25 protein-coding genes are annotated in these 26,005 nt (G+C 58.1%); 10 read left to right on the top strand and 15 right to left on the bottom strand.

What is annotated here, in order from left to right:
- Positions 1-130: 130 nt before the first annotated feature.
- From msrQ to K0F75_RS20450, 6 genes are all read right to left on the bottom strand, one after another.
- Positions 131-763, bottom strand: a complete 633-nt coding sequence (gene msrQ / locus K0F75_RS20425; protein WP_219063785.1) for a protein-methionine-sulfoxide reductase heme-binding subunit MsrQ — start codon at positions 761-763, stop codon at positions 131-133.
- Positions 763-1,776 carry a protein-methionine-sulfoxide reductase catalytic subunit MsrP gene (gene msrP, locus K0F75_RS20430; RefSeq protein WP_219063786.1) on the bottom strand — a complete coding sequence of 338 codons (1,014 nt, stop codon included), beginning with the start codon at positions 1,774-1,776 and terminating at the stop codon, positions 763-765. The genes msrQ and msrP overlap by 1 nt, the downstream gene beginning before the upstream one ends.
- 65 nt (positions 1,777-1,841) lie before the next feature.
- Positions 1,842-2,699 (bottom strand): CDP-diacylglycerol--serine O-phosphatidyltransferase, encoded by an 858-nt coding sequence (gene pssA / locus K0F75_RS20435; protein WP_219063787.1) that lies wholly within the window; start codon positions 2,697-2,699, stop codon positions 1,842-1,844.
- Positions 2,700-2,854: 155 nt separating this feature from the next.
- Complete coding sequence (ilvC, locus tag K0F75_RS20440) at positions 2,855-3,871, bottom strand: ketol-acid reductoisomerase (RefSeq protein WP_219063788.1); 1,017 nt, start codon at positions 3,869-3,871, stop codon at positions 2,855-2,857.
- A gap of 46 nt (positions 3,872-3,917) precedes the next feature.
- Positions 3,918-4,409, bottom strand: coding sequence for an acetolactate synthase small subunit (gene ilvN, locus K0F75_RS20445; RefSeq protein WP_219063789.1), 492 nt, complete (start codon positions 4,407-4,409; stop codon positions 3,918-3,920).
- Between the two features lie 2 nt (positions 4,410-4,411).
- Positions 4,412-6,136, bottom strand: a complete 1,725-nt coding sequence (locus K0F75_RS20450) for an acetolactate synthase 3 large subunit (RefSeq protein WP_219063790.1) — start codon at positions 6,134-6,136, stop codon at positions 4,412-4,414.
- Between the two features lie 403 nt (positions 6,137-6,539).
- Here K0F75_RS20450 and K0F75_RS20455 point away from each other — a divergent pair, with 403 nt between their 5' ends.
- Positions 6,540-6,965: a DUF4124 domain-containing protein gene (locus K0F75_RS20455; RefSeq protein WP_219063791.1), complete on the top strand. Its 426-nt coding sequence runs from the start codon at positions 6,540-6,542 to the stop codon at positions 6,963-6,965.
- A 24-nt stretch (positions 6,966-6,989) separates the two neighbouring features.
- On the opposite strand, the gene K0F75_RS20460 is transcribed toward K0F75_RS20455, so the two are convergent.
- Genes K0F75_RS20460 through mrcB form a run of 3 tightly spaced genes read right to left on the bottom strand, consistent with a single transcriptional unit; the run spans position 6,990 to position 10,421 of the window.
- Positions 6,990-7,319 (bottom strand): YqcC family protein, encoded by a 330-nt coding sequence (locus tag K0F75_RS20460; protein ID WP_219063792.1) that lies wholly within the window; start codon positions 7,317-7,319, stop codon positions 6,990-6,992.
- Positions 7,319-8,080 (bottom strand): tetratricopeptide repeat protein, encoded by a 762-nt coding sequence (locus K0F75_RS20465; RefSeq protein WP_219063793.1) that lies wholly within the window; start codon positions 8,078-8,080, stop codon positions 7,319-7,321. Before K0F75_RS20465 ends, K0F75_RS20460 begins: the two co-directional genes overlap by 1 nt.
- 16 nt (positions 8,081-8,096) lie before the next feature.
- Positions 8,097-10,421, bottom strand: coding sequence for a penicillin-binding protein 1B (mrcB, locus tag K0F75_RS20470; RefSeq protein WP_219063794.1), 2,325 nt, complete (start codon positions 10,419-10,421; stop codon positions 8,097-8,099).
- 116 nt (positions 10,422-10,537) lie between these two features.
- Here mrcB and K0F75_RS20475 point away from each other — a divergent pair, with 116 nt between their 5' ends.
- The 3 genes from K0F75_RS20475 (at position 10,538) to K0F75_RS20485 (ending at position 13,024) form a co-directional block, all read left to right on the top strand.
- Positions 10,538-12,082, top strand: a complete 1,545-nt coding sequence (locus K0F75_RS20475; protein WP_219063795.1) for a bifunctional aminoglycoside phosphotransferase/ATP-binding protein — start codon at positions 10,538-10,540, stop codon at positions 12,080-12,082.
- Between the two features lie 90 nt (positions 12,083-12,172).
- Positions 12,173-12,517, top strand: a complete 345-nt coding sequence (locus K0F75_RS20480; protein WP_219063796.1) for a pentapeptide repeat-containing protein — start codon at positions 12,173-12,175, stop codon at positions 12,515-12,517.
- 234 nt (positions 12,518-12,751) lie between these two features.
- Complete coding sequence (locus tag K0F75_RS20485) at positions 12,752-13,024, top strand: TfoX/Sxy family protein (protein WP_219063797.1); 273 nt, start codon at positions 12,752-12,754, stop codon at positions 13,022-13,024.
- 215 nt (positions 13,025-13,239) lie between these two features.
- Here the strand turns inward: K0F75_RS20485 and deoC are convergent, their stop codons facing one another.
- From deoC to K0F75_RS20505, 4 genes are all read right to left on the bottom strand, one after another.
- Complete coding sequence (gene deoC / locus K0F75_RS20490) at positions 13,240-14,010, bottom strand: deoxyribose-phosphate aldolase (RefSeq protein WP_219063798.1); 771 nt, start codon at positions 14,008-14,010, stop codon at positions 13,240-13,242.
- Positions 14,011-14,155: 145 nt separating this feature from the next.
- A complete protein-coding gene (locus K0F75_RS20495) occupies positions 14,156-15,073 on the bottom strand; it encodes a ChaN family lipoprotein (RefSeq protein ID WP_219063799.1) in 918 nt (305 codons plus the stop codon).
- Positions 15,074-15,085: 12 nt separating this feature from the next.
- Positions 15,086-15,853, bottom strand: a complete 768-nt coding sequence (locus K0F75_RS20500) for a heme ABC transporter ATP-binding protein (RefSeq protein ID WP_219063800.1) — start codon at positions 15,851-15,853, stop codon at positions 15,086-15,088.
- 43 nt (positions 15,854-15,896) lie between these two features.
- A complete protein-coding gene (locus tag K0F75_RS20505) occupies positions 15,897-16,937 on the bottom strand; it encodes an iron ABC transporter permease (RefSeq protein ID WP_219063801.1) in 1,041 nt (346 codons plus the stop codon).
- Positions 16,938-17,223: 286 nt separating this feature from the next.
- On the opposite strand from K0F75_RS20505, the gene K0F75_RS20510 reads away from it, so the two are divergent.
- Positions 17,224-17,544 (top strand): Rieske (2Fe-2S) protein, encoded by a 321-nt coding sequence (locus K0F75_RS20510; protein ID WP_219063802.1) that lies wholly within the window; start codon positions 17,224-17,226, stop codon positions 17,542-17,544.
- Positions 17,545-17,550: 6 nt separating this feature from the next.
- Here the strand turns inward: K0F75_RS20510 and sfsA are convergent, their stop codons facing one another.
- Together sfsA and K0F75_RS20520 are read right to left on the bottom strand one after the other, a co-directional pair.
- On the bottom strand, positions 17,551-18,264 hold the full coding sequence (gene sfsA, locus K0F75_RS20515) for a DNA/RNA nuclease SfsA (RefSeq protein WP_219063803.1): 714 nt from the start codon (positions 18,262-18,264) through the stop codon (positions 17,551-17,553).
- Positions 18,264-19,436, bottom strand: coding sequence for a pyridoxal phosphate-dependent aminotransferase (locus K0F75_RS20520; protein ID WP_219063804.1), 1,173 nt, complete (start codon positions 19,434-19,436; stop codon positions 18,264-18,266). The genes sfsA and K0F75_RS20520 overlap by 1 nt, the downstream gene beginning before the upstream one ends.
- A 357-nt stretch (positions 19,437-19,793) precedes the next feature.
- On the opposite strand from K0F75_RS20520, the gene dksA reads away from it, so the two are divergent.
- The 5 genes from dksA (at position 19,794) to K0F75_RS20545 (ending at position 25,917) form a co-directional block, all read left to right on the top strand.
- A complete protein-coding gene (gene dksA, locus K0F75_RS20525; protein WP_219063805.1) occupies positions 19,794-20,237 on the top strand; it encodes an RNA polymerase-binding protein DksA in 444 nt (147 codons plus the stop codon).
- A 102-nt stretch (positions 20,238-20,339) separates the two neighbouring features.
- On the top strand, positions 20,340-21,227 hold the full coding sequence (gluQRS, locus tag K0F75_RS20530; protein WP_219063806.1) for a tRNA glutamyl-Q(34) synthetase GluQRS: 888 nt from the start codon (positions 20,340-20,342) through the stop codon (positions 21,225-21,227).
- A gap of 104 nt (positions 21,228-21,331) precedes the next feature.
- A complete protein-coding gene (locus tag K0F75_RS20535) occupies positions 21,332-21,508 on the top strand; it encodes a hypothetical protein (RefSeq protein WP_003250005.1) in 177 nt (58 codons plus the stop codon).
- Entirely contained in the window at positions 21,492-24,446 is a 2,955-nt protein-coding gene (locus tag K0F75_RS20540) for a sensor histidine kinase (protein WP_219063807.1), read from the top strand. Before K0F75_RS20535 ends, K0F75_RS20540 begins: the two co-directional genes overlap by 17 nt.
- A 22-nt stretch (positions 24,447-24,468) precedes the next feature.
- Positions 24,469-25,917, top strand: a complete 1,449-nt coding sequence (locus K0F75_RS20545; protein ID WP_219063808.1) for a sigma-54 dependent transcriptional regulator — start codon at positions 24,469-24,471, stop codon at positions 25,915-25,917.
- The last annotated feature ends 88 nt before the right edge of the window (positions 25,918-26,005 follow it).

Consider the following 26,005-nt stretch of genomic DNA (forward strand, 5'->3'; position numbering starts at 1 on the left):
ACCGCTTTCGATCCAGAAGATCAAAACCCCTTCCTCGCCGCTTACTCTGGATAACTCTTTGATTTACAAGGAGTTTTCCGTTCCATCTGCTCCGGAAGAGGTGCGAATTATAGAGAGATTTGACGGGGCGTCAAGGGCTTATTGTGACCTTTGTTACAGCGGGTGCCTTTTGAGCCTTTAACCGAGGGATCCGCCTGGCAATTGCCGGGATTCGCAGGACTAACAGCAATGCTCCAATAACTGCGTAGACAGCCCACTCTTTAAGGTCTGCGCGAACTATCCAGAGCATATGCAGCAATCCCAGCCCAAGAATCACGTAAACCAATCGGTGAAGCTTCTTCCAGCGAGCGCCTAATCGGCGCTGACTATAGCGATTGGAAGTGACCGCCAACGCCAGCAGACAAACAAACGCCAGGCTGCCGACAATAATGTAGGGCCGCTTAATCAACTCTACCCCCAATTGAGCCCAATCCAACCCGAGGATAAAGACCGCATAGGCACTCAGGTGCATGACCACATATGCAAAGCACCACAATCCAAGCTGCCGACGGACCGCGATCCATCCCGCCCAACCGCTCAACCGCTGCATCGGAGTCATCGCCAACGTGATCAGAAGCAAAATCAAGGTACCCAACCCCAGGCGATCGACCAGGATCTTGCCGGGATCAGGCCCCAAAGCAAAGCTCCAGGCCTGATACAACCAAAGAATAGGGGCTACGCACGCTGCAACGAAGACGCCCACGCGCCAAAAGGGATAACGCATCAGTAGTTCTTCCGCAGATCCAGGTTGCTATATAAGGAGGCAACCTCCTCCCCATAACCATTGAACATTTCCGTCCGCCTGATATTCGGGCTGAACAACCCGCTCGGCAGGCGTCGCTCTTGCGCTTGCGTCCACCGAGGATGATCCACAGTCGGATTCACATTGGCGTAAAAGCCATATTCACTCGACGCGATGCTCTGCCACGTCGTTTTTGGCTGCTCGCTGACCAGACTGATCCGCACAATCGACTTCACGCTTTTGAAGCCGTACTTCCATGGCACGACCAGACGCAAAGGCGCGCCGTTCTGATTGGCCAGCTCCCGCCCGTACATACCCACCGCAAGAATAGCCAAGGGGTTCATCGCCTCATCCAGACGCAAGGCCTCGACATAGGGCCAATCGATCAGGGCAAAGCCGGAGCGCTGGCCAGGCATGCTTTTAGGATCTTGAAGTGTTTCGAAGCGGATGTACTTGGCCTTCGAAGTGGGCTCCACCTGCTTAAGCAGTTCCGATATGGGAAAGCCGATCCAGGGGATGACCATCGACCAGGCCTCTACGCAACGCAGTCGGTAGATTCGCTCTTCCAGTTGATAGGGCTTCATGAAGTCTTCGAGCGCATAACGCCCAGGTTTTCCAACCTCGCCATCGACCACCACACTCCACGGCTCGGTTTTCAAGGTGCCCGCATTTTTCGCAGGGTCACCCTTGTCGGTCCCGAACTCATAGAAGTTGTTGTAGTGAGTGGCGTCCTTGAATGGCGTAATCGCCTCACCCTTGACGGTGACGGCCTGCCATTTGGTATCAGGCAGTTTTGCGTTGAACCATGCAGGCGCAGAACCCGGTTCTACCCCCGCATAGGGAGAAGGATCAGCAGCACTGGCCCAGCGCGGCAGCGCACTGATGGCCAGTCCGGCGATGGAGCTACCGAGCAATGCGCGACGGGAGATATAGAATGATTCAGGCGTAACATCCGACTCTTTACAGGCGGATGCCGTAGGTAGCTTGATTAGCATTGATGACTCCACAGCTATAGGAACTTATGCACCAGTAGACTGTGGAGTATGGTGGAAATTACAGATCACTCAGCCGATTTGTGACGACGCAGTCGTAACAAATATTGCACTGGCCCCGAGGCTGCATAGGCGAGGAAAACGAGCAGGAGGATACGAGGCGGATCACTGAACACAACCGCAAAAACCAATACCACAGCAAGAATGGCGACAAAAGGCACGCGCCCCTTGAGATCCAACTCCTTGAAACTGTTGTATTTAATATTGCTGACCATCAGCATGCCCGCGGCGGCCACCAGCAAAGCGACCAGGAACGACATTTTCGAACCCTGGATGCCGTAGTCACTGAAGGCCCAGACCGTTCCCGCCACAACACCCGCAGCGGCCGGACTGGCCAAGCCGATAAAGTAGCGCTTGTCGGCCTTGCCTACCTGGGTGTTGAACCGTGCCAGACGCAGTGCAGCACCGGCGACATAGATGAAGGCGACCATCCAGCCGACCTTGCCCATATCACCCAATGCCCAGCCAAACGCCAACAGGGCGGGTGCGACACCAAAGGCAACCATGTCGGCCAGCGAGTCGTACTCGGCACCGAAGGCGCTCTGAGTATTGGTCATGCGTGCGACACGGCCATCAAGACCGTCGAGTACCATCGCGACGAAAATGGCGATCGCGGCAAAGGCAAAATACTTGCTCGCCCCAACAGCATCGCCAGCACTCAACGCGCTCTGAGCGCTCATCGAGCTGATGATGGAATAGAAGCCAGCAAAAAGGTTCGCTGTAGTGAACAGATTAGGCAGCAGATAGATACCACGATGCCGGACCTTACGCCCTTCGGCATCATGCCCTTCTTCAATGTGCTCATCGATCGGTAGCAGGCTTTCGGCGTCAGAGGCCTGGTTTGGCTCTTCGGGACGTTCGCTCATGGACAATACCTTGCAACGGTGTGGAGAGTTTCGACAGATGTTTGCGACGAGGGTTCGTCATCAAACGATGCAGCTTTATACCAGAAGCGTGCAACCAAAACGAAAAAACGCGGCCGAAGCCGCGTTTTCCGAAACAAAAATCCTGGAACCAGGTATCAGTTCTTGGCTTTGTCGACGATCTTGTTCGCTGCAATCCACGGCATCATGGAGCGCAGTTTTTCACCGATGATTTCGATGCCGTGATTAGCGTTGTTACGACGCTTGGCAGTCATCGAAGGGTAGCCAGTGGCACCTTCACTGATGAACATCTTGGCGTACTCACCGTCCTGAATGCGTTTCAGGGCGTTGCGCATGGCCTGACGCGATTCAGCGTTGATGACTTCAGGACCGGTCACGTATTCGCCGTATTCAGCGTTGTTCGAGATCGAGTAGTTCATGTTGGCGATACCGCCTTCGTACATGAGGTCAACGATCAGCTTCAATTCGTGCAAGCATTCGAAGTAAGCCATTTCCGGCGCGTAGCCCGCTTCAACCAGAGTTTCAAAGCCTGCTTTGACCAGTTCAACGGTACCGCCGCACAGAACAGCTTGTTCGCCGAACAGGTCGGTTTCGGTTTCGTCTTTAAACGTGGTTTCGATGATACCGGTACGGCCGCCGCCAACGCCCGAAGCGTAGGACAGTGCAACGTTTTTGGCGTTGCCGGATGCATCCTGGTAGATAGCGATCAGGTCAGGGATACCTGCGCCTTTGACGAACTCGGAGCGCACGGTGTGACCCGGTGCTTTCGGCGCGATCATGATCACGTCGAGGTCAGCGCGAGGCACGACCTGGTTGTAGTGGATCGCGAAGCCGTGGGAGAAAGCCAGGGTTGCGCCTTTCTTCAGGTTCGGCTCGACTTCGTCACGGTACAGCTGGGACTGGAATTCATCCGGGGTCAGGATCATGACAAGGTCAGCAGCAGCAACAGCGGAAGCAACGTCAGTCACTTTCAAGCCATGAGCTTCAGCCTTGGCGACAGTAGCCGAACCCTTGCGCAGACCAACAGTGACATCTACGCCGGAGTCTTTCAGGTTGCACGCTTGAGCGTGGCCCTGGGAACCGTAACCGATGATGGCCACTTTTTTGCCCTGGATGATCGAAAGGTCGCAGTCTTTGTCGTAATAAACTTTCATGAAATTCCCCTGTTATCCTGGCCGTTCAGGCCATTTGCGTAATGAGTTAAATGCTCAGCACTTTGTCGCCACGGGCAATGCCCGTCACGCCACTGCGTACTGTTTCCAGGATCGCCGAAGTGCCGATAGCCTGAATGAAGCTGTCCAGTTTATCGCTCGTCCCGGTCAGTTGCACGGTGTACACGCTACTGGATACGTCAACGATTTGCCCACGGAAAATATCCGTGGTGCGCTTGATCTCGGCGCGCTGGGCGCCGGTGGCCTTGACCTTGACCAGCATCAGCTCGCGTTCGATGTGCGCGCTTTCTGACAGATCGACCAACTTGACCACTTCAATCAATTTATTGAGGTTCTTGGTGATCTGCTCGATCACTTCATCGTGCCCCACGGTGGTCAACGTCAGACGCGACAGGGTCGGGTCTTCAGTCGGCGCCACAGTCAGGCTTTCGATGTTGTAGTTGCGCTGCGAAAACAGGCCAACAACCCGTGACAATGCACCAGGTTCGTTTTCCAGCAAAAGAGAAATGATGTGCCGCATGATTAAGTCCGCTCCGTCTTGCTCAGCCACATATCGCGCATGGAGCCGTCTTTGATCTGCATCGGGTAGACGTGCTCACTGGTATCAACCTTGATATCAAGGAACACCAGGCGGTCCTTCATGGCGAAGGCTTCTTCCATCATCGGCTTCAAATCTTTCAACTCAGTGATTCGCATCCCGACATGACCATAGGCTTCGGCCAGTTTTACGAAGTCGGGCAAGGACTCCATGTAGGAATGTGAATGACGAGCGCCGTAGTTCATGTCCTGCCACTGACGCACCATACCCAGCGCGCCGTTGTTCAGGTTGATGATCTTCACCGGCAAGTCGTACTGCAGGCAGGTGGACAGCTCCTGGATGTTCATCTGGATACTGCCTTCACCCGTCACACACGCGACATCCGCTTCTGGGAAGTTCAGCTTGACGCCCATGGCCGCCGGAAAACCGAAGCCCATGGTGCCCAGTCCGCCTGAGTTGATCCAGCGGTTAGGCTTGTTGAAGCGGTAGTACTGCGCTGCGAACATCTGGTGCTGACCAACATCGGAGGTCACGTAAGCATCGCCACGCGTGACTTCGCTGAGCGTCTCGATAACGGTCTGCGGCTTGATGATGCTGCCGTCACCCTTGTTGTAAGGGAACATATCGCGATCAGCGCGCCACTCATCGACCTGCTTCCACCAACTGGCAACCGATTCCTTGTTAGGGGTTTCGCCGATGTCCTTGAGGGTGGCGACCATTTCGGTCAACACGCTTTCTACCGGGCCTACGATTGGGACGTCGGCCTTGATGGTTTTGGAGATCGAAGCCGGATCGATATCGATGTGGATGATCTTGGCGTTCGGGCAGAACTTTGCCGGGCCGTTGATCACACGGTCATCAAACCGCGCGCCGACCGCCAGGATCACGTCAGCGTGGTGCATGGCCAGGTTGGCGGTGTAGCTGCCGTGCATGCCCAGCATGCCGAGAAACTGTCGGTCGTTGCCCGGGTAAGCACCAAGACCCATCAAGGTATTGGTGACCGGTACGTTCAGCAGTTGTGCCAGTTCGGTCAATGGCGCAGAGCCGTGACCCAGAATGACGCCGCCACCTGCGTAGATGATCGGCCGTTTGGCCGCCAACAGCATTTCCACTGCCTTGCGAATCTGCCCCGAGTGACCACGCACAGCCGGGCTATACGAGCGCAGCTTGGCTTTTTTCGGGAAGACGTATTCGAACTTCTCGGCCGGGTTGGTCATATCTTTCGGGATATCGACCACGACTGGACCAGGACGACCGGATTGCGCCAGATAGAAGGCTTTTTTCAGGACCTCAGGGATTTCCGCAGCGCTTTTGATCATGAAGCTGTGCTTCACGATCGGCCGGGAGATACCGATCATGTCGGTCTCCTGGAACGCGTCGGTGCCGACCATGGTGCTCGGAACCTGGCCAGACAGGATCACCATCGGGATCGAGTCCATGTAGGCGGTTGCGATGCCAGTGATGGCATTGGTCGCGCCAGGGCCCGAAGTCACCAGTACCACACCGGCTTTACCGGTGGCACGGGCATAACCGTCAGCCATATGAGTTGCTGCTTGCTCATGACGAACCAGGATGTGAGTCACAGCCGGTTCTTTGAACAGCGCGTCGTAAATATGCAGGAGGGCACCACCAGGGTACCCATAGATATTCTTAACGCCTTCGTCACGCAAAAAGCGGACGACCATTTCAGCGCCAGATAAAAGCTCCACGTTGTTCACCTCTAAAACGCCAGAATACCGCCCACCAAAAAGGGACGGGTCTTAATAGGTTTACTGCTAGCAGAGCATGAGCGACGGTGGTCGCCGACTACGTCAGCACTGACTGAGCAAGTATTGGGAGGTCCCCAAAGTGTTTGCGGGGCTTTCCCACCCAGCGCGAGGTAACGCGTTGCGGGTGTTACAGGTCGACGCGGATGTGCGCCTCATGATCTACCGAGAGGGTCTGCTTCTGGCAGTCCGTCTACAGCGAACGTTGGATTGTTGTGATTAGACCTCTTCAAGTCAAGTCATCCGTGCGCTTTCTTCCGACTAACAGCATGAAAAGTCACTGAATGACGGCTGCCGGCATGCACTTATGGTAGGTTGCCGGTGCACAGCCATCGAAGGAAGCACCATGCGCTACAGGACCTTAGCGGCCGCTCTTTTGTTTACAGTGAGCGCCACCAGCCAAGCCGGGCAGATCTACAAATGGGTCGATGCCCAAGGCCAGACTCATTTTGATGCACAACCGCCAGCCGGGCAGCCGACGCAACAGATTGATGTGCAGAAGGCTCCGCCAGCCCCTCCCCGCCCTTCCCCGGCGGCAGGCAGCGTGCAGGGCGACCAGAAAGCAATCGAAAGCAAAGTCAAAAAACAGATTGCGGTGCAGGAAGCCAAACGGGCGAAGTATTGCGAAGACGTAAGGACCAATCTGGTCCAGCTTCAGAACAACCCGCGCCTGCGTGAGGAAGTGAACGGAGACGTGAGGCGTTTGACCGAGGAAGAGCGTCAGACCCGAATAGCCGAAACCCAAAAAGCCATTAGCGACAACTGCCAGTAACCGCGCCTGGCAAAGAGCCGAACGTCAACTGACCTCGGTGATCAGTCGATCGAACTGCGCCAGCAGCTGCTGAAGCTGTCGAGCGTCACTCTGCCGGCTTGCATAGACCATCTCGGCCATTTCCAGAATGCCCGACGCATTGGGCAATGGTAGATCCTGTTCGAGGATGACTTTCATCCGCGGTAAAAAAATCCACTGCAACCACTGGTGGAACTCCAGCGTATCCACGGAAAAAGGCTCGCGACTGGCCAACGCCTGCGCGCTGGGTGGCAGATCACTCCACCAACCCAGCACACGCAGTTCACGCTCGATCAGCAGCAATTGCTCTGCGATCTGAGGGAAACGCCTATCCATCAGGAGCTGACCTTGGCTTTTTGGCGGGCCAGTGCTGCGCCAGCCGGATCGCCCTGCTTCTCACGCGATTGGGCAATCAAACCCCACAGGCTTGCCTGCAGGCTTGGCCGCCCATTGGCGTAAGTCAGGCCACGGCGAGCGAGCTGTTCGGCCTGTGCCGCGTCCCCTTGAGCCAGACGCACTTGTGCCAGACGGTAAAGCACTTGCGGCTCACGCGGCGCCACACGCTGGGCACGCTCCAGGCTCGACGACGCGCCATTGAGGTCGCCGCTGGCTTGTTGCTGCTGAGCAGTAGTAAGCAACGACAACACCGGGCCATCCAGCTGTTCGTCCGCAGACAAGCCGCCACTACTTGGGATACCGCTTGGCATCACAGGCGCAGGCGCGTTGTAGCTGCCGGTATTGGCAGGCGCCGTATTCATGGGTGCAGAGTTGATCGGCGACGGGCTGATCGGCGACGTATCGATCGGGCTGGTGCCGATCGGCGCAGTGTTGATCGGCGCCGCATAGCTCTGGATCGGCGCAGAACTGCCACCGCCACCAGGCACCATCACCACGACGCCTGAGTCTTGCGGAATCGCTTGCCGCTGCTGAGGCTGGGCAACATTGGGCCGATAAGCGCCCTTGTTATTGGCAGAGATACGCTCACTGTTGGAGACCTTGCTACCGGAGTCCACCACCGGAATTGAGCCACGCTGAACGCTGGCACAGCCATTAAGCAAAGCCAGAGCCGTTACCGCAGGAATCCACCACTTATTCACATCACATCCTCTTTGCTTAATTCAACCAGCCCTTGACCCAATCCATCACCGCATCGGCCGGTGCTGGATTGACACCGCCACAGGCTGCGCCGGGTGCCGGTTCACTGCCGCGAATATACGGCATCTGGACCGCATTCGGGCAGGTCGAATCGGAGCCTTGACCTGTACTGGCATTGATCCAGACCTGAACCACATTGTCCGGCTGCGGCATATCCAATGGAAGTGGGTCTGCCTTGCGCATGAAGCTTGTCCAAATCTGCAACGCGCCAGTAGCACCGGTAAACGGAGTCTTGCCGTTATCATCGCGGCCCAGCCAGACGACAGCCAGCAAGTCCTGACTGAAACCCGCGAACCAACTGTCACGCGAGTCGTTGCTGGTGCCTGTTTTGCCCGCCAGATTCAGAGAGCTCGGCAGTTGGCTGTAGACCGACTTACCCGTGCCTTCGCGCATGACACGCTGCATCGCGTTCTGTACCAGATAAATCGAGCCCGGATCGAAACGCTGCTGAATCTGGAACGGATAACGCTTGAGCGGCTCGCCCTCGGCAGTCAGTACGCTGCGGATACCGCGCATCGGCGTATTGAAGCCACCGTTGGCAATGGTCTGGTACATGGTCGCCACTTCCATCGGACTGAGCCCGCCCGCGCCCAGCAACATCGACGGATACGCAGGCCATTCACGGGTTACACCCAACTTGGCTAAGGTTTTGAACACATTCGGTACACCCAGTTCAAGCCCCAGTTTGGCCGTGGACAAGTTGTAGGAATGCGCCAACCCCTGGTACAGGAAAATGTTCCCGTGAGCTTTACGGTCGTAGTTCTGAGGCTTCCATATCTGACCGTCCGCGCCCTTGACCGAGAACGGTTCGTCAGCCACCCAACTGGTCAGCGTGTACTGGCTTGGGCGCTCGAGGGCCGTGAGATAGATGGCCGGTTTGACCAGCGACCCAATCGGGCGCACAGCATCAATTGCCCGGTTGAACCCGGCATACCCTGCCTGACGGCTACCGACCAACGCCTGGACTTCGCCGGTTTCCGGATTGGTCACGACCATCGCCGCTTCCACATCCTCGGAACCCTTGCGACCCGCCAACTTCTTGAATGTTTCGTTGACCGCAGCCTCAGACTTCATCTGCAGGATCGGATCAAAACTGGTGAAGATGCGCAGACCTTCTTCGGTCAAGTCTTCGTCGCGATAGTCTTCACGCAACTGACGCTTGACCAAGTCCAGAAAACCGGGAAACGAGCTGTCCGCCAGGCTGCCAGTCTTGGTCACGCCCAGCGGCATCTTCTTGGCCGCAGCGACGACTTCCGGCGTTGCCACGCCCTGCTGCTCCAGAAGGTCGAGCACCAGGTTGCGGCGCTCCAGCGCGCGCTCGGGATAGCGGCGCGGGTTGTAATAGGACGGGCCTTTAACCATGCCGACCAACAGCGCTACCTGATGCAGCTTGAGTTCGGACAGCGGCTGGCTGAAGAAATACTGGCTGGAAAGACCGAAACCGTGGACCGCTCGTTGCCCGTCCTGCCCGAGGAAGACCTCGTTGAGGTAAGCCTCGAGAATTTCCTGCTTGCTGTAGTGCGCCTCCAGCAGCAGGGCCATCATGGCTTCGTTCAGTTTCCGGTTAAGGCTGCGCTCATTGCTCAGGTAGAAGTTCTTGACCAACTGCTGGGTCAGCGTACTGCCGCCCTGACGCATCTGCCCGGCAGACGCATTGACCCAGAACGCCCGGGCAATCGACTTGGGCGACACACCGAAGTGGTGATAGAAATCCCTGTCTTCGACCGTGATCAGGGTATCGAGCAAATATGGCGGCGCCTGATCGATCTTGATCAGGATGCGGTCTTCGAGATTTTTCGGGTAAAGCCCGCCGATCAATAACGGCTCAAGCCGCGCAACCGACAATTTCGAACCATCGGTCGCCGATAACCCGGCCACATAATCGCCCGAAAAACGCACGCTGACTTGCTGTGCCGGGTCCGTGCCTTCATAGAACTGGAAACCACGGGTATTGAGATCGACCCTGGTACCACTCACTGCGGCCGCGCCCGGCCCATTGGCGACGCTTTCACGGCGGTAACCCAAGGCATCGAGTTCAGTCAGGAAGTCGACCTGAGAAAGCTTTTGTCCGACGAACAGCTCCAGCGGGCGGGCGTAAACCTTGGCCGGAATCGTCCAACGCTTGCCAGAAAACTTTTCCTGGACGATAGCGTCGAGATAAACCGCAAAGCCGGCGAGCACGACAAGGCCAACCAGTCCGAGCTTCAAAGCCCAGCCAAACCAGGTGCGAAGACCGCCAGAGGCGCGTTTTTTGGGGGTACGGGGAGTGCGGGTACGAGTCATGGCGGCGGATTATACGCACTTTATTCACGACCGACAGGCGCCCTCTGGCGGTTTGCAGCGCAGCCATGAATCGCCATAATGGCTGCCTTGATTTTCAACCCCTTTAAGGATCGCCTGTGAGCCAGTCCCTGATTGCCGCGCTGCAAAACCCGGCCCTCTATCCGCATCCGGTAGAAGGTTTCCAGGTCATTGAGACGCACATCTCGTGGGTGCTGCTCACCGGCCCCTACGCGTACAAAATCAAGAAGCCAGTCAACTTCGGCTTCCTCGATTTCACCACCCTGCCGGCCCGCGAGCACTTTTGTCGCGAAGAGCTGCGCCTGAACCAGCGCCTGACTGACGATTTGTACCTGGATGTCTTGCCGATTACCGGCAGCGTTGAAGCACCGCAATTGGGCGGCGATGGCGAGGTCATTGAGTACGCACTCAAAATGCGCCAGTTCCCGCAAAGCCAGTTGCTCAGCACGCTGCAGGCCAATGGCGAATTGACACCGTCGCACATCGACGAAATGGCCAAGCAAATTGCAGAGTTCCACATCAACGCACCGCGCGTTCCGCTGGAACATGCGCTAGGCACACCTGAAAGCGTGATGGCGCCGGTTCTGCAAAATTTCGAACAGATCCGTCCATTGATCAGTGAAAAGGCTGACCTGCAGCAGTTGGATGCGCTCCAGGCGTGGGCTGAATCCAGCTTCGAGCGGCTTAAAGACCTTTTCGTACAGCGCAAGGCTGCAGGTTTCATTCGCGAGTGCCATGGCGATATCCACCTGGGCAATGCCACGCTGATCGACGGCAAGGTGGTGATTTTCGACTGCATCGAATTCAACGAGCCCTTCCGCCTGACTGATGTCTATGCCGACATCGCGTTCCTGGCGATGGACCTGGAAGACCGCGGCCTGAAATCCCTGTCACGACGCTTCATCAGCCAGTACCTGGAACTGACCGGCGATTATCAGGGTCTGGAGCTGCTGAATTTCTACAAAGCCTATCGCGCACTGGTGCGTGCCAAGGTTGCATTGTTCAGCCTGCCAGAGCACGCCGATCCCGTGCAGCGCGCCAGCACCCTGCGCCAATATCGCAACTACGCCAATCTGGCTGAAAGCTACAGCGCCATCCCATCGCGGTTCCTGGTCATTACCCACGGTGTTTCCGCCGTTGGCAAGAGCCACGTAGCCATGCGTCTGGTAGAAGCATTGGGCGCGATTCGCTTGCGCTCTGACGTCGAACGTAAACGTCTTTTCGGTAAACACAGCGAGAACGGCGGCATTTATAGCGCTGACGCCAGCGTTGCCACCTATACCCACCTGCATCAACTGGCTGACAACGTATTGCGCGCAGGCTTCCCGGTCGTGATTGACGCGACCTACCTCAAGCGCGAACAACGCGACGCCGCGGCAAAAGCTGCCGAAGCTTCGGGGGCGCCGTTCCTGATCCTCGATTGCAACGCGCCACAAGCGGTGATCGCGGGTTGGCTGGCGCAACGTCAGGCGCAAAATGTTGATCCGTCCGACGCGACCATGGAAGTGATTGAAGCTCAGCAAGCCCATCGTGAAGCCTTGGGCGCTGATGAGATTCTGCGCAGCAAACGCGTCGAGACCAACAACAGCAGCGATCTTGATGGTCTGGTTGCCCATATCCGCCAGCGCCTGCCAGGGCTGTAAACGATACTTTGTGCCGTGACGCAGTTAATGCTTCACGGCACAAAAATAGTGGCACTATACTGGCGTCACAATTCCAACAGGAGATGCCCCATGAGCCAGCCTAAACAGCTCGACTCCCCGCTCTACGCTCTTCTGCACCAAGACGACATCACGGCTTTCAATGAGCAGAAGCCAAAAACAGGTACCGTCGATCTTGTCGGCGGAGATTTCCGCGGCCTTGATCTGCGCAGGCTGGACGCCACTGGTGTCGACTTCACCGATGCCTATTTTCGTGCAGCTGATCTACGAGGTGTGGACCTGCGTCACACCGCACTGGAAGGCGCCAGCCTTGGCCATGCACAGATCTCCGGGACTTTTTTCCCGGTGGAACTGACGGCGGATGAAATTCTGATGTCTGTCAACTTTGGCACCCGGTTGCGCTACAAAACCAAATGATCGCCCGATAATCTGGCCCCGCACGCTCTATCGTGCGGGCCTGATCGTGCTGCCTGTGTCCCCTACGCAGACCTGCACTCCCTCCGAACTTGCCCCTGTCGAATGACGCCTTCCCGGGCGAGCTTTAGCCTGCCGGATCAATAGCCCGCGCTTTTGCCACTGCCCGCTACACTCCTTTCAGATTTGCTCACACCGCAAACACAGTGCAGTGCTCAGCCATCGCAAGGAGGCACGATGAACGATGAACTGCAACACTTGAAAAACCTCGGCAAGACGTCTGCTCAATGGCTGCATGCCGTTGGTATTCACAATGCTTCCGACTTGCGTCGGCTAGGCCCTGTGAACGCTTACAAAGCAGTACGCGCTCGAGGTTTTCGGGCATCGAAAGTGCTGCTTTATGCCATAGAAGGCGCGCTGCTGGACATGCATTGGAATGACATTCCGGTCGAGCGTAAGCAAGCCCTGAACCAGCAATTTGAAGCCCTTGCGCCGAACCTGAGGCACTAGGAGGCAGTCTATTGAAATTAGTTTTGGATCAGGCATTGACACGCTAATGAGAATCGTTATTATTGGCGGCAACTGGTCGCGAGACTGGTCGATGGTTTGAAAGACCAGTGGTTCGGACTCTCAGATTATCTCCTCATCAGGCTAATCACGGTTATTGACCCGGCTTTTTGCCGGGTCTTTTTTTGCCTGTATGAAAGCTCCTCTATCACACTCGGCTAGTGCCCTGGCGCCAGCACGCCTAGCCGGGTCAGTACGTCGTCGAGCAGACTCGAAGCCCCTAGCCGCACACGATTAACGTTGACCCAATGCGGGCCGAAGCGGGCGCGGGCCAGATCGAGATAGAGCCGTGCATCCTCGAACGTGCGAATCCCGCCTGCTGCTTTGATTCCGGCCTGCCCGCCTGTCTCGGCAATCACCTCCAATATGATGCGCCCGGCCTGGGGCGTGGCATTGACGACGACTTTTCCAGAACTGGTCTCAATGAAATCAGCCCCCGCCGCCAGAACGTCAACACAGGCCTTACGGATGATCTGCGGGTCTTTCAATTCACCGGTTTCCAGAATGACCTTGAGCACCGCCCGTTCGCCACACGTCGTTTTGCACGCTGCAACCAGGTCCATCGCCGCTTGCTGATCGCCGGTCAACAGGGTGCGATACGGGTACATCAGATCAATCTCATCGGCACCGGAGGCCAGAGCGGCCCTGGTTTCAGAAACAGCAGACTGGATGTTGAGCCCGCCGTACGGGAAGTTGGCGACGGCGGCGACGCGCACCGTCTCAGCGTGCAATTCATCCAGGGTACGCCGCGCCAATTGCACAAAACGCGGATAGACACACACTGCGGCGACCATCCCCACGGGCGTTAGCGCTCGCTGGCAAAGGGCGATAATCCGCGCCTCTGTGTCATCGACGTTGAGCAGGGTCAGATCAAGCAATCCGATCACTTGACGCGCCAACTGCTCATCCTGCGGAGTCATTTCGTTCATTCTGTCCTGTCCCTTACACAACAGTCAGAACAATAAACGAGGCCGATGCTCCAGGCTCGATCAAGCGTCGAACAGGGACATGGACTACACAACTAAGGGAAGAGTCCGAATCAAGACGTGCCCAGGCGTGCGATGAAAACGATGATCAAGGTTTTTTAGGCTGGGCCCGCCATTGTGCGCAGTAATCCTGTTCAGGCAATGCCGGGGTGTACCAGACGTAATCGGCAGCCCCTTGTGACACCGGCGTGCCGACTTGCGCCAGAAGCAGCACAACGGTGCCTTGGCTGACACCCAGATCCAGAAGGTGCGTGGGCACACCGATGTCCTTGCGCGCATGGTAAGTGCCGGCAAACAGTAGCGCGGGCGAAGGTGCGTCGAGCAGACTCTGGGCCATGCGCCGGTCTCGCTGCTGCTGAACCGCGAGCATCGCAGGCATGTGTTCTTCCGGCAGCAATCCGCAATGGGATTCACGAATCTGATTCAGCAATTGCTCGCGCACTGCCGGAGCGGTCGAATGCACGCCGGTCAGCGTCGGTGCTTGCGTGTAGATCGCCGTGACGTCGCTGGCATCCAGGTTCGCCGACAATAATGGATAGGGCTGTCCCAGCGCATAGCGCACGACAGGCCCGTAAAGAGCCCAGTCCCAGCCCTTTTGCCACGCCAAAGCGGCTGGCAGATCATCAGGAATATCCGACTTTCTGACCTCCGCCTGGGCCGCATCAACCTTCGTCTGCTGGTCAGGGGTGAGCATTTCCAACAGCAGGCTGCCTTGCGCACGCTGATCGGCCAGTACCTGCAAAAGCCATAGCTGCAACGCATGATGATCGGGGTTGTCGTGCTGCTCGCCGACCAGGACCCTCGGCGCCTGCGCTAAACGCTCAACCAGTTGCTGCGGCGTCAGTTCCCGGCCGCTGCTCAGATCACGGATCACCCCGACATCCGCCTGCTCATGCCCAGACGGGCTTTGCCAGGCCGGTACCTTTCGTACGGGGGGCGTGGTTTGGCAAGCACTCAGCGTACCCAGTAACCCGGCAAGCAACATAATCAAGAGCAAACGAAGCATCAGGCCTGCCTTTTATCGCGCGATGATCAGAGGATGGCCGCGCTCAGGGTGAGCTTGCACCAATACCTCCAGGCCAAAGACCGCCTTGAGGGGCTCAGGCTGGAGAACGACGGCGGGGCTGCCCAGCGAATGGGCATGACCGCTCGCCAACAACAGTAAACGATCACAGTAGCGCGCAGCCAGATTCAAATCGTGCAGGATGACCATCACCGCCGCCCCGCGATCGGCAAACTCGCGGACCGCTTGCAGGGTGGTGTGCTGGTGAAGCGGGTCGAGCATCGAGGTGGGCTCATCGAGCAATAACGTCTGACCACTTTCACCCGGCCATAGCTGTGCCAGCACCCGCGCCAAGTGAACGCGCTGGCGTTCGCCACCGGACAACGCCATATAACTGCGCCCCTGTAGATGTGCCGCGTCCGCAGCGATCAAGGCGGCACGAATGACCTCTGCGTCGCGCACCCGGCCACTGTCATGGGGCAAGCGCCCCATCGCCACCACCTCCTCCACCCTGAAAGAAAAACTCAAGGTCGAGCTTTGCGGCAGTACCGCCAAACGCTGCGCCCGCTCCGGACCGCCCCAGTCGGCCAACCTTTTTTGATCCAGCCAAACCTGTCCCTGAGCGGCTTTCAGCTCACCGCACAACGCCCCCAGCAAGGTACTTTTGCCGGCGCCGTTGGGGCCCAGTACGCCGAGAATCTCACCTGGGCGAAGGTCCAGTGTGATGTCCGTCAACACCGTTTTTGTACCGCGTTGAATGTGCAGGTTTTCACTGCGCAGCATCAGGTGCGCCCTCGTAACGGCATCAGGTACGCCCACGTACTTTTCATAAGGTACGCCCACGTACCAACAGGTACAAAAAGAACGGCGCACCCAAAAATGCGGTCACTATGCCGATCGGCAGCTCCGTTGGCGCCAATACCAAACGCGCAAAGATATCCGCAAACAACAACAGGCAGGCCCCCGCCAACGCCGAAGCGGGTAACAGCACTCGATGATCAGGCCCCGTCAACAAGCGCACCAGATGCGGCACGATCAGTCCGATAAAGCCAATCATGCCCGCCGCCGTCACCGCTGCACCGACACCCAAAGCGGTGCAAAAAATCAGTTCACGCTTGAGCTTTTCGACATCGACGCCCAAATGCCGGGCTTCAGATTCCCCCAACAGCAAGGCATTCAACGCTTTGGCCCGACGCGGCAGCCACACGATGATCAGCACACAGACCAACAGCAACGGCCACAATCGGGCGTAGCTGGCGCCATTGAGGCTGCCCAGGTTCCAGAATGTCAGGGTACGCAGGGTGGCGTCATCGGCCAGGTAGGTGAACAGGCCGATGGTAGACCCCGCCAATGCGGTCAGTGCGACGCCGGCCAACAGCATGACCGCGACGCTGGTCTGCCCATCGCGCCGCCCCAATCGATAAACCATCGCGGTCACGCCCAGTCCACCGATGAACGCACACAGCGACAACACATAGGGCGCGAGCACTTCCGGCACGCCGCCAAAAACCGAGCCGCCGACAATCGCCACCGCGGCGCCCAAGGCTGCACCGCTGGAAACACCGACCAGTCCCGGATCAGCCAGCGGATTGCGAAACAGGCCTTGCATGGCAACGCCAGTCAACGCCAGCACCGCACCGACAACCAGCCCAAGAAGGGTGCGCGGCAAGCGGATCTGGCCGAGAATCAGTTCGGCCTGCTCCAGGCCTTCGCCCGACACGGGTACGCCCAGCAGACGCAACCCGGCTCGCACGATGTCCATCAGCGGCAAACTGACGGGGCCCAGCGCCAGCGATAGCCAAAACGCGATAAAGCACACCCCACTCAAGCCAATGAACAGCGCGCGCGGCGGCACGGAACCGTTCATTGCGGCGGCAGCCCCGCCATAGAACCTTCGGCCACCCGAGACGTCGGGTTACAAAAGGATTCGGCACAAAGACCGAGACCGCTGGCACGAAGGCCCATATCGAGGTTCCCTTGAATATTGACCGCTAGCCACTGTCAGGAAGCAGCATCCAGCGGCCAGAGCTGCGACACTGTCGAGCGTTGAACTCGTCATCTGTTCGATAATTGTCTGCATTCTTGCACAAGCTCAATCACCCGCTCAGGCCATTACGCGTCCGGGTGGTACTTACTGGCGATCGGAGCCAAGCATGAAATTTCTCTGCGCAGCAGATTACCTGACTGAATCCCAAAGTCGGGGTTTTGATTTGGACGGTCTCAAACTGCTGGCGATACGCCGGGAAGGGCAAGTCTTTGTCTACCGCAACCGCTGTCCGCATCGAGGTGTACCGCTGGAGTGGCAGCCGGATCAATTTCTCGACACGAGCGCAAGCCTGATTCAGTGCGCAACCCACGGCGCCCTGTTTCTGATTGAAAGCGGAGAGTGTGTGTCCGGGCCTTGTGCAGGACAATCGTTAAGCGCAATTGCCTGTCGCGAAGACCCGAGCGGGATCTGGATCAGTCTGACCTAGCCACTTTCACGGTGCTAAATGCACCTCAAGTCGACGGTCGATGCGAACCTCATCAGGGGTCAACTGCACCCCGTAGGCCAAGACCTGGACACCTGCCGCAACCGCGTCACTCAGGGCCGCAGCATACGCGGGGTCAATCTCTTCGGCCGGGCGCACTGCGTCGATCCCGGTCAGGTTGACGCAATACAACAGCACCGCACGCACACCTTCCCGAGCCAGGCTCGCCAACTCTCGAAGATGGCGAGCTCCGCGCTGGGTCACTGCGTCTGGAAAAGCAGCAATCCGCGAATCGTCAAACCCCAGGGTCACGCTTTTGACTTCGACAAAGGCTGGCCCGCTTGAATAGTCCAGGCGAAAATCCACCCGACTGTTTTCCTGGCCGTAAGCCACTTCGCGCTTGAGGGCGGTAAAGCCGTTCAGCTCGGTGATCACCCCAGCGCGCAAGGCCTCTTCCACCAAGTGATTCGCCCGTCCGGTGTTGACACAGGCGAAGCGCCCTTGCGGGGTTTCACTGATCTCCCACGTCCCCGGTAGCTTGCGCTTGGGATCGTTGGAACGACTGAACCAAATACGCCCACCCGGCGCCATGCAGTTGAACATCGAACCGGTATTGGGGCAGTGAATAGTCAGCTTTTCGCCACTGGACGTTTCAATGTCGGCGAGAAAGCGCTTGTAGCGAATCAGTAGGCGTCCTTGCTCCAGCTCAGGAGAAAAACGCATCAGCCCTGCCAGCTCCGCAGGCCACGGGCAATCCGCTCAACCGCTTCCTGCAAACGCGGCAGGCTCTGGGTATAAGCAAACCGTACGTGATGCCCCGCCTGAAAACGGCCAAAATCCAACCCTGGGGTGATGGCGACGTGCTCGGTTTCCAGAAAGTGCCGACAGAACGCGAACGCATCGCCGCCAAAGGCGCTGATGTCCGCGTAAAGGTAAAACGCCCCCTCTGGCTCGACGGCGATGCCAAAACCCAATTCGCGCAAGGCCGGCAACAGAAAGTCACGCCGACGCCCGAACTCGGCACGCCGCTCTTCGAGAATCGCCAGGGTCTGCGGTTCGAAACAGGCCAGCGCCGCATACTGGGCCATGCTCGGCGCGCTGATGTAGAGGTTTTGCGCGAGTTTTTCCAGGTCCGCCACAGCATCTTCGGGGGCGACCAGCCAACCCAAACGCCAGCCGGTCATGCCGAAATACTTGGAGAAGCTATTCAGCACGAAAGCATCATCATCGACTTCAAGCACGCTGGCTGCATCGCAGCCGTACGTCAGCCCGTGGTAGATCTCGTCCACCACCAAATGACCATTGCGTGCTTTCAACGCCGCGGACAACGCGGCCAGCTCATCGCGTTGCAGCAAGGTACCGGTCGGGTTGGCTGGCGATGCGACCAGCGCGCCGACGCTGTCCTGGTTCCAGTTCTGCGCCACCAGGTCCGGCGTCAGCTGATAACGAACCTCCGGCCCCACCGGCACCAGTTGCGCGGCCCCCTCAACCAGCCGGAGAAAGTGCCGGTTGCACGGGTAACCTGGATCGGCCAACAGCCAGTGTTTGCCGGGGTCTACCAGCAGGCTGCTGGCAAGCAGCAAGGCGCCCGAACCACCGGGGGTCACAAGAATTCGGTGCGGATCGACAGTCACCTGATAACGCTGGGCATAGAAACCGGCGATGGCTTCACGCAACTCGGGCAACCCACGGGCAGCGGTATAACGGGTTTTGCCCGCAGCCAATGCCGCCTGACCGGCTGCAATGATCGGCTCGGCTGTAGTGAAGTCCGGCTCGCCGATCTCCAGATGGATGACATCGTGCCCCTCTGCCTGCAGTTCATTCGCCCGCGCCAGCAAAGCCATCACATGAAAAGGTTCGATAGCGCGACTGCGTGCACTGTAGGGCTGAGCCATAAGTCTTCCTTTTAGCGGGGAGCGTCGAAATATTAATCCCGCGATTCTACCCAAGCGCCCGCGCAAGAGCCCGTTTAATGACGCGTTTACTGTCGAGCGGCGCCTAAACCTGATCGAAAATAAAACCCGGCAGGCGCCCTTGCGAGGACTAAAATTAGATTTTCGAACGTGTTTTTACGCCCAATGTCCAACTATCAGGGCTTTTAAAGCCAAGCAACGACTGCACGCTCGACAACAGAGAGTGGCGCGCTCCGATTCGATCTGGTAAGTTCGCCCGCTTGCAGCCGCAGGGCCGGCAGGTGTCGGTGATGGATCATTCCTGCGCAATGGATTAGAAGAGTAAGAGGCGGTCCATTCATGCCCAATAAAGCACAGCAACAGAACAGCCAACTGATTCGCGGCTTTGTACCCTACGTTGAGAGTAAGGGCGAGGAGTACATGGGCGTTCGAATGCGCGCTCACTTCACCCATATTCTTGGCCAATGGAAGAAGGAACTGATGCAAGAGGTCGACCGGACCGTGCATCACATGCAGGATGAAGCTGCTAACTTTCCTGATCCTTCAGACCGCGCCAGCCAGGAAGAAGAATTCAGCCTGGAGCTGCGTGCCCGCGACCGCGAGCGTAAGTTGATCAAAAAGATCGACAAGACGCTGCAACTGATCGAAGACGAAGAATACGGTTGGTGCGAGTCATGCGGTGTAGAGATCGGTTTGCGCCGACTGGAAGCCCGTCCTACGGCCGACCTGTGCATCGATTGCAAAACACTGGCAGAAATCAAGGAAAAACAGGTCGGCAAATAACCTGTCTTGAACTTGAACAAGGGGCGCTTCGGCGCCCCTTGTTGTTTCTGGCGATTTGATTTGCAGTGGATCGTGATCAACGAGTTCCAGTAACATCGCCCCATGAAATCCCCTTCCTACATTGGGCGCTTTGCGCCAACCCCCAGCGGTTACCTGCATTTCGGCTCATTGGTTGCGGCCCTGGCCTCGTACCTTGACGCCCGCGCCGTGGGTGGCCAATGGCTTATGCGCATGGAGGATCTCGATCCACCGCGCGAAGTCGCCGGTGCGCAGCTGGCGATTCTACAAACCCTCGAGCGCTACGGTTTCGAGTGGGACGGCGAGGTCGTCTACCAAAGCCTGCGCCATGAGGCTTATGCCGAAGTGGTGAATCGCTGGTTGAGCCAGGGCCTGGCTTACGCCTGTACCTGCTCGCGCAAACAGCTGGAAGACTTCCACGGTATTTATCCGGGTTTGTGCCGCAACGTCGGGCATGACCCCGAGCACGCGGCCGTACGTATCCGCGTGCCGGAGCTGGAATACCGTTTCAAGGACCGCGTGCAAGGCGAGTTTTCTCAGCATCTGGGGCGAGACGTCGGCGATTTCGTCATTCGTCGGCGTGATGGTCTCTATGCCTATCAATTGGCGGTAGTGATCGACGATGCCTGGCAAGGGGTCACCGATATCGTGCGCGGCGCCGACCTGCTCGATTCCACGCCCCGCCAGCTCTACTTGCAAGAATTGCTCGGCCTGCCGCAACCCCGTTATCTGCACGTACCGCTGATCACTCAGCCCGACGGCAACAAACTGGGCAAGTCGTACCGCTCGCCGCCCCTGTCGAGCGATCAGGCCATCCCACTCCTGCTGCGAGCCCTGCGGGCATTGGGCCAGCCAGTCAGCGATGAACTTGAATATGCCAGCCTCAGAGAGTTACTCGACTGGGGAATTCGCCATTGGGACGCCGCGCTCATCCCCCGCACCCACAGCCTTGAAGAGGCTCTATTAAGCTGAATTAGCCTGCCAAGCGCACTCAAGTTCTGACCGTTATTAAAACGCCACTTGCAGCTTGGCCACCATCCAGTACCATCGCCGCACCTTTTTAGTGAGGGACCAGCATGTATATCTATCGATTGGTCCTGCTCCTGGTGGTGGGGATATACCTTTTTTCTCCGGCCATCATGGACTGGTGGATTGAGCCGACAGGCGCGTGGTATCGCCCGTATTTACTCTGGCTGATTCTGATCGTCGTGACCTTTATCCTGCAGAGTCAACGTGATGCCGATGAGCTTTAGCCTGACCCAGATGATCCTGATCAGTGCCACCTATTTGCTGGTGCTGTTCGGCGTCGCCTGGGTCAGTGAGCGCGGCCTGATTCCGCGCTGGATCATTCGTCACCCCCTGACCTACACCTTGTCTCTCGGGGTGTACGCCAGCGCCTGGGCTTTTTATGGCACCGTTGGTCTGGCGTATCAGTACGGTTACGGCTTCCTTTCCAGCTACCTGGGTGTGTCCGGGGCCTTTCTGTTGGCGCCGGTGTTGCTGTACCCGATTCTGAAGATCACCCGCACATACCAGCTTTCATCACTGGCCGACTTGTTCGCCTTCCGCTTTCGCAGCACCTGGGCCGGTGCGCTGACCACCATTTTCATGTTGATCGGCGTGCTGCCGTTACTGGCCTTGCAGATCCAGGCCGTGGCCGACTCCATCAGCATCCTGACCCGCGAGCCGGTGCAGAACCGCGTTGCACTGGCGTTCTGCGCACTGATCACCCTGTTCACTATTTTCTTTGGTTCGAGGCACATCGCGACCCGGGAAAAGCACGAGGGCCTGGTGTTCGCCATCGCTTTCGAATCCGTGATCAAGTTGATCGCAGTCGCTGGTATTGGCCTATATGCCTTGTACGGGGTGTTCGACGGCCCGCAACAGCTGGAGCAGTGGCTGCTGCAAAACCAGGCGGCACTTGCCGCCCTGCACACCCCATTGCAGGAAGGCCCTTGGCGCACCCTGCTGCTGGTGTTCTTTGCCTCAGCGATTGTCATGCCGCACATGTACCACATGACCTTCACCGAAAACCTTAATCCGCGTTCGCTGGTCAGCGCCAGTTGGGGTTTGCCCCTGTTTCTGTTGCTGATGAGCCTGGCCGTGCCGCTGATTCTCTGGGCCGGCCTTAAACTTGGCGCCACCACCAGCCCTGAATACTTCACCCTGGGCATCGGCATTGCCGCCAACAACAAAGCCCTGGCGCTATTGGCGTATGTCGGCGGGTTATCGGCAGCGAGCGGGCTGATCATCGTCACCACCCTGGCGCTGTCCGGGATGGCGCTCAACCACCTGGTGTTGCCGCTGTATCAGCCACCTGCCGAAGGCAATATCTACCGCTGGCTGAAGTGGACCCGCCGCGCACTGATCGTCGCGATCATCATGGCCGGCTACGGGTTTTACCTGTTGATTGGCGCGCAGCAGGACTTGGCGAACCTGGGCATCGTGGCCTTCGTCGCCACACTGCAGTTTTTACCGGGTGTGCTGTCGGTCCTGTATTGGCCGACGGCCAACCGTCGCGGCTTTATCGCCGGGTTGCTGGCCGGGATCATCGTGTGGATGGTGACCATGCTGTTGCCGTTGATCGGCAACTTCCAGGGCTTCTACATCCCTCTGCTGAACATGATTTACGTGCTCGACGACACCAGTTGGCACATGGCGGCCATCGCTTCGCTGGCGGCCAACGTCCTGATATTCACCTTGATTTCGCTGTTCAGTGATGCCAGCCCGGAAGAAGCCAGCGCCGCCGAGGCATGCGCCGTCGACAACGTACGGCGCCCGCAACGGCGCGAGCTGCACGCTGCCTCACCCCAGGAATTCGCCACCCAACTGGCCAAACCCCTCGGGGCCAAAGCCGCCCAAAAAGAAGTCGAACAGGCACTGCGCGACCTCTATCTGCCCTTTGATGAACGTCGACCTTATGCCCTGCGCCGCTTGCGCGACCGGATCGAAGCCAACCTGTCCGGACTGATGGGCCCCAGCGTCGCTCAGGACATGGTCGAAACCTTCCTGCCGTATAAGTCCGGCAGCGAAAACTACGTCACCGAGGACATCCACTTTATCGAGAGCCGTCTCGAGGATTACCACTCCCGGCTGACGGGCCTTGCCGCCGAACTCGATGCCTTGCGCCGCTATCACCGCCAGACCCTGCAAGAACTGCCAATGGGCGTGTGCTCCCTGGCCAAGGATCAAGAGATCCTGATGTGGAACAAGGCCATGGAAGAGTTGACCGGCATCGCTGCGCAGCGCGTAGTGGGTTCGCGACTGGAAACCATCGCCGACCCATGGAAACAATTGCTGCAGGGCTTTATTGATTTGCCCGACGAACACTTGCACAAACAACGCTTGGGGCTCGACGGTCAAACCCGTTGGCTGAACCTGCACAAAGCGGCCATCGATGAACCGCTCGCCCCCGGCAATAGCGGCCTGGTATTGCTGGTCGAAGACTTGACCGACACCCAGATGCTCGAAGACAAACTGGTGCACTCCGAACGCCTGGCCAGCATCGGTCGTCTGGCGGCGGGTGTCGCCCACGAAATCGGCAACCCGATCACCGGCATCGCCTGCCTGGCGCAGAACCTGCGCGAAGAGCGCGAGGACGACAGCGAACTGACCGAAATCAGCAGCCAGATCCTCGAGCAGACCAAACGTGTTTCGCGCATCGTCCAGTCGCTGATGAGCTTCGCCCATGCCGGCGGTCATCAACATTCCGACGAACCGGTTTGCCTGGCCGAAGTTGCGCAAGATGCCATCGGTCTGCTGGCGCTGAACCGGCGCAACTACGAAGTGCAATTCTTCAACCTGTGCAACCCCGAGCACTGGGTCGATGGCGACCCACAGCGGCTGGCGCAAGTGTTGATCAACCTGCTCACCAACGCCCGTGATGCGTCCCCTTCGGGCTGCGCGGTGCGGGTCAAAAGCGAAGCATCGGAACACACGGTCGATCTGATCGTAGAAGATGAAGGCAGTGGCATTCCAAAAGCGATCATGGACCGATTGTTCGAACCATTCTTCACGACCAAGGATCCAGGGGAAGGCACCGGACTGGGCCTCGCACTGGTCTATTCCATCGTGGAAGAGCATTATGGACAAATCACCATCGACAGCCCGGCCGACCCCGAGCACCAACGCGGCACCCGTATTCGGGTGACATTGCCGCGTCATGTCGAAGCGACGTCCGCTGTGAACTGAGACCGTCGAGAGTATCGAATCAATGCCGCACATTCTGATCGTCGAAGACGAAACAATTATCCGCTCGGCCCTGCGACGCCTGCTGGAACGCAACCAGTACCAGGTCAGCGAAGCGGGTTCGGTGCAGGAAGCCCAGGAACGTTTCAGCATCCCCTCGTTTGACCTCATCGTCAGTGATCTGCGCCTGCCTGGCGCACCCGGCACCGAGCTGATCAAGCTGGGTCAGGGTAAACCTGTCCTGATCATGACCAGCTACGCCAGCCTGCGCTCCGCCGTGGACTCAATGAAAATGGGGGCGGTGGACTACATTGCCAAACCCTTCGACCACGACGAAATGCTCCAGGCTGTCGCGCGCATTCTGCGTGACAGACAAAGCATCCAAAGCTTGCAGGCCGAACGTAGCGCAGCCGCGTCCAAACCTGCTGGCGCTGGTGGCACCGACAAAGGCGCGGTCGACAACAGTAACGGCGAAATCGGCATTATTGGCTCGTGCCAACTGATGCAGGACCTTTACATCAAGATCCGCAAAGTCGCGCCAACCGACTCCAACGTCCTGATCCAGGGCGAGTCAGGCACCGGTAAAGAGCTGGTGGCCCGAGCCCTGCACAACCTGTCCAAGCGCGCCAAGGCACCGATGATTTCGGTGAACTGTGCCGCGATCCCGGAATCATTGATCGAGTCCGAGTTGTTCGGCCACGAAAAAGGGGCGTTCACCGGTGCCAGCGCCGGCCGGGCAGGTCTGGTCGAAGCGGCTGACGGCGGCACCCTGTTTCTCGACGAGATCGGCGAGTTGCCGCTCGAGGCTCAGGCGCGGCTATTGCGCGTACTCCAGGAAGGCGAAATCCGTCGCGTCGGCTCGGTGCAATCGCAAAAGGTCGATGTGCGCTTGATTGCGGCCACCCACCGTGACCTCAAGAGCCTGGCCAAAGTCGGCCAGTTCCGTGAAGACCTGTATTACCGTCTGCACGTTATCGCCCTGAAATTACCAGCCCTGCGCGAACGGGGTGCCGACGTCAATGACATCGCCCACGCTTTCCTGGCCCGGCAAAGCGCGAAAGTCGGTCGTACCGACCTTAAATTCGCCCCGGATGCCGAGCAGGCCATCCGTCATTACACGTGGCCCGGTAACGTTCGCGAGTTGGAAAACGCCGTCGAGCGCGCCGTGATTCTGTGCGAGAGCCCTGAAATCTCTGCCGAGCTGCTGGGCATCGATATCGAGCTGAGCGACCTGGATGATGACGATTTCATGGGCCTGGCCCCACAGCAAGGCTCGTCCAGCTCCACGAGCCACGAGCCAACCGAAGACCTGTCCCTGGAAGACTACTTCCAGCACTTCGTTCTCGAGCATCAGGACCACATGACTGAAACCGAACTGGCCCGCAAACTCGGGGTCAGCCGTAAATGTCTATGGGAGCGACGTCAGCGCTTGGGTATCCCGCGTCGCAAAACCGGGATCGCCAGCGAAAGCTGAGGTCGCAATGGGCCGCGAGGCTCTGGCACGCGGCGCTCCTGCCCTTGGGTAAACTGTTACCCCCTTCATTTCACGTAACAAAAGCCGG

The organism is Pseudomonas sp. UMAB-08, from assembly GCF_900095225.1.
Taxonomy (GTDB): domain Bacteria; phylum Pseudomonadota; class Gammaproteobacteria; order Pseudomonadales; family Pseudomonadaceae; genus Aquipseudomonas.

Excerpts from the sequence above, each read along its gene's own strand:
- K0F75_RS20485 (WP_219063797.1), top strand. The coding sequence starts at position 12,752 with ATGAACGATGAACTGCAACACTTGAAAAACCTCGGCAAGACGTCTGCT.
- sfsA (WP_219063803.1), bottom strand. The coding sequence starts at position 18,264 with ATGCGTTTTTCTCCTGAGCTGGAGCAAGGACGCCTACTGATTCGCTAC.
- K0F75_RS20495 (WP_219063799.1), bottom strand. The coding sequence starts at position 15,073 with ATGCTTCGTTTGCTCTTGATTATGTTGCTTGCCGGGTTACTGGGTACG.
- K0F75_RS20455 (WP_219063791.1), top strand. The coding sequence starts at position 6,540 with ATGCGCTACAGGACCTTAGCGGCCGCTCTTTTGTTTACAGTGAGCGCC.
- ilvN (WP_219063789.1), bottom strand. The coding sequence starts at position 4,409 with ATGCGGCACATCATTTCTCTTTTGCTGGAAAACGAACCTGGTGCATTG.
- gluQRS (WP_219063806.1), top strand. The coding sequence starts at position 20,340 with ATGAAATCCCCTTCCTACATTGGGCGCTTTGCGCCAACCCCCAGCGGT.
- msrP (WP_219063786.1), bottom strand. The coding sequence starts at position 1,776 with ATGCTAATCAAGCTACCTACGGCATCCGCCTGTAAAGAGTCGGATGTT.
- K0F75_RS20500 (WP_219063800.1), bottom strand. The coding sequence starts at position 15,853 with ATGCTGCGCAGTGAAAACCTGCACATTCAACGCGGTACAAAAACGGTG.
- dksA (WP_219063805.1), top strand. The coding sequence starts at position 19,794 with ATGCCCAATAAAGCACAGCAACAGAACAGCCAACTGATTCGCGGCTTT.
- K0F75_RS20520 (WP_219063804.1), bottom strand. The coding sequence starts at position 19,436 with ATGGCTCAGCCCTACAGTGCACGCAGTCGCGCTATCGAACCTTTTCAT.
- K0F75_RS20545 (WP_219063808.1), top strand. The coding sequence starts at position 24,469 with ATGCCGCACATTCTGATCGTCGAAGACGAAACAATTATCCGCTCGGCC.
- K0F75_RS20535 (WP_003250005.1), top strand. The coding sequence starts at position 21,332 with ATGTATATCTATCGATTGGTCCTGCTCCTGGTGGTGGGGATATACCTT.
- ilvC (WP_219063788.1), bottom strand. The coding sequence starts at position 3,871 with ATGAAAGTTTATTACGACAAAGACTGCGACCTTTCGATCATCCAGGGC.
- mrcB (WP_219063794.1), bottom strand. The coding sequence starts at position 10,421 with ATGACTCGTACCCGCACTCCCCGTACCCCCAAAAAACGCGCCTCTGGC.
- K0F75_RS20540 (WP_219063807.1), top strand. The coding sequence starts at position 21,492 with ATGCCGATGAGCTTTAGCCTGACCCAGATGATCCTGATCAGTGCCACC.
- K0F75_RS20480 (WP_219063796.1), top strand. The coding sequence starts at position 12,173 with ATGAGCCAGCCTAAACAGCTCGACTCCCCGCTCTACGCTCTTCTGCAC.
- msrQ (WP_219063785.1), bottom strand. The coding sequence starts at position 763 with ATGCGTTATCCCTTTTGGCGCGTGGGCGTCTTCGTTGCAGCGTGCGTA.
- K0F75_RS20510 (WP_219063802.1), top strand. The coding sequence starts at position 17,224 with ATGAAATTTCTCTGCGCAGCAGATTACCTGACTGAATCCCAAAGTCGG.
- pssA (WP_219063787.1), bottom strand. The coding sequence starts at position 2,699 with ATGAGCGAACGTCCCGAAGAGCCAAACCAGGCCTCTGACGCCGAAAGC.
- K0F75_RS20460 (WP_219063792.1), bottom strand. The coding sequence starts at position 7,319 with ATGGATAGGCGTTTCCCTCAGATCGCAGAGCAATTGCTGCTGATCGAG.
- K0F75_RS20505 (WP_219063801.1), bottom strand. The coding sequence starts at position 16,937 with ATGAACGGTTCCGTGCCGCCGCGCGCGCTGTTCATTGGCTTGAGTGGG.
- deoC (WP_219063798.1), bottom strand. The coding sequence starts at position 14,010 with ATGAACGAAATGACTCCGCAGGATGAGCAGTTGGCGCGTCAAGTGATC.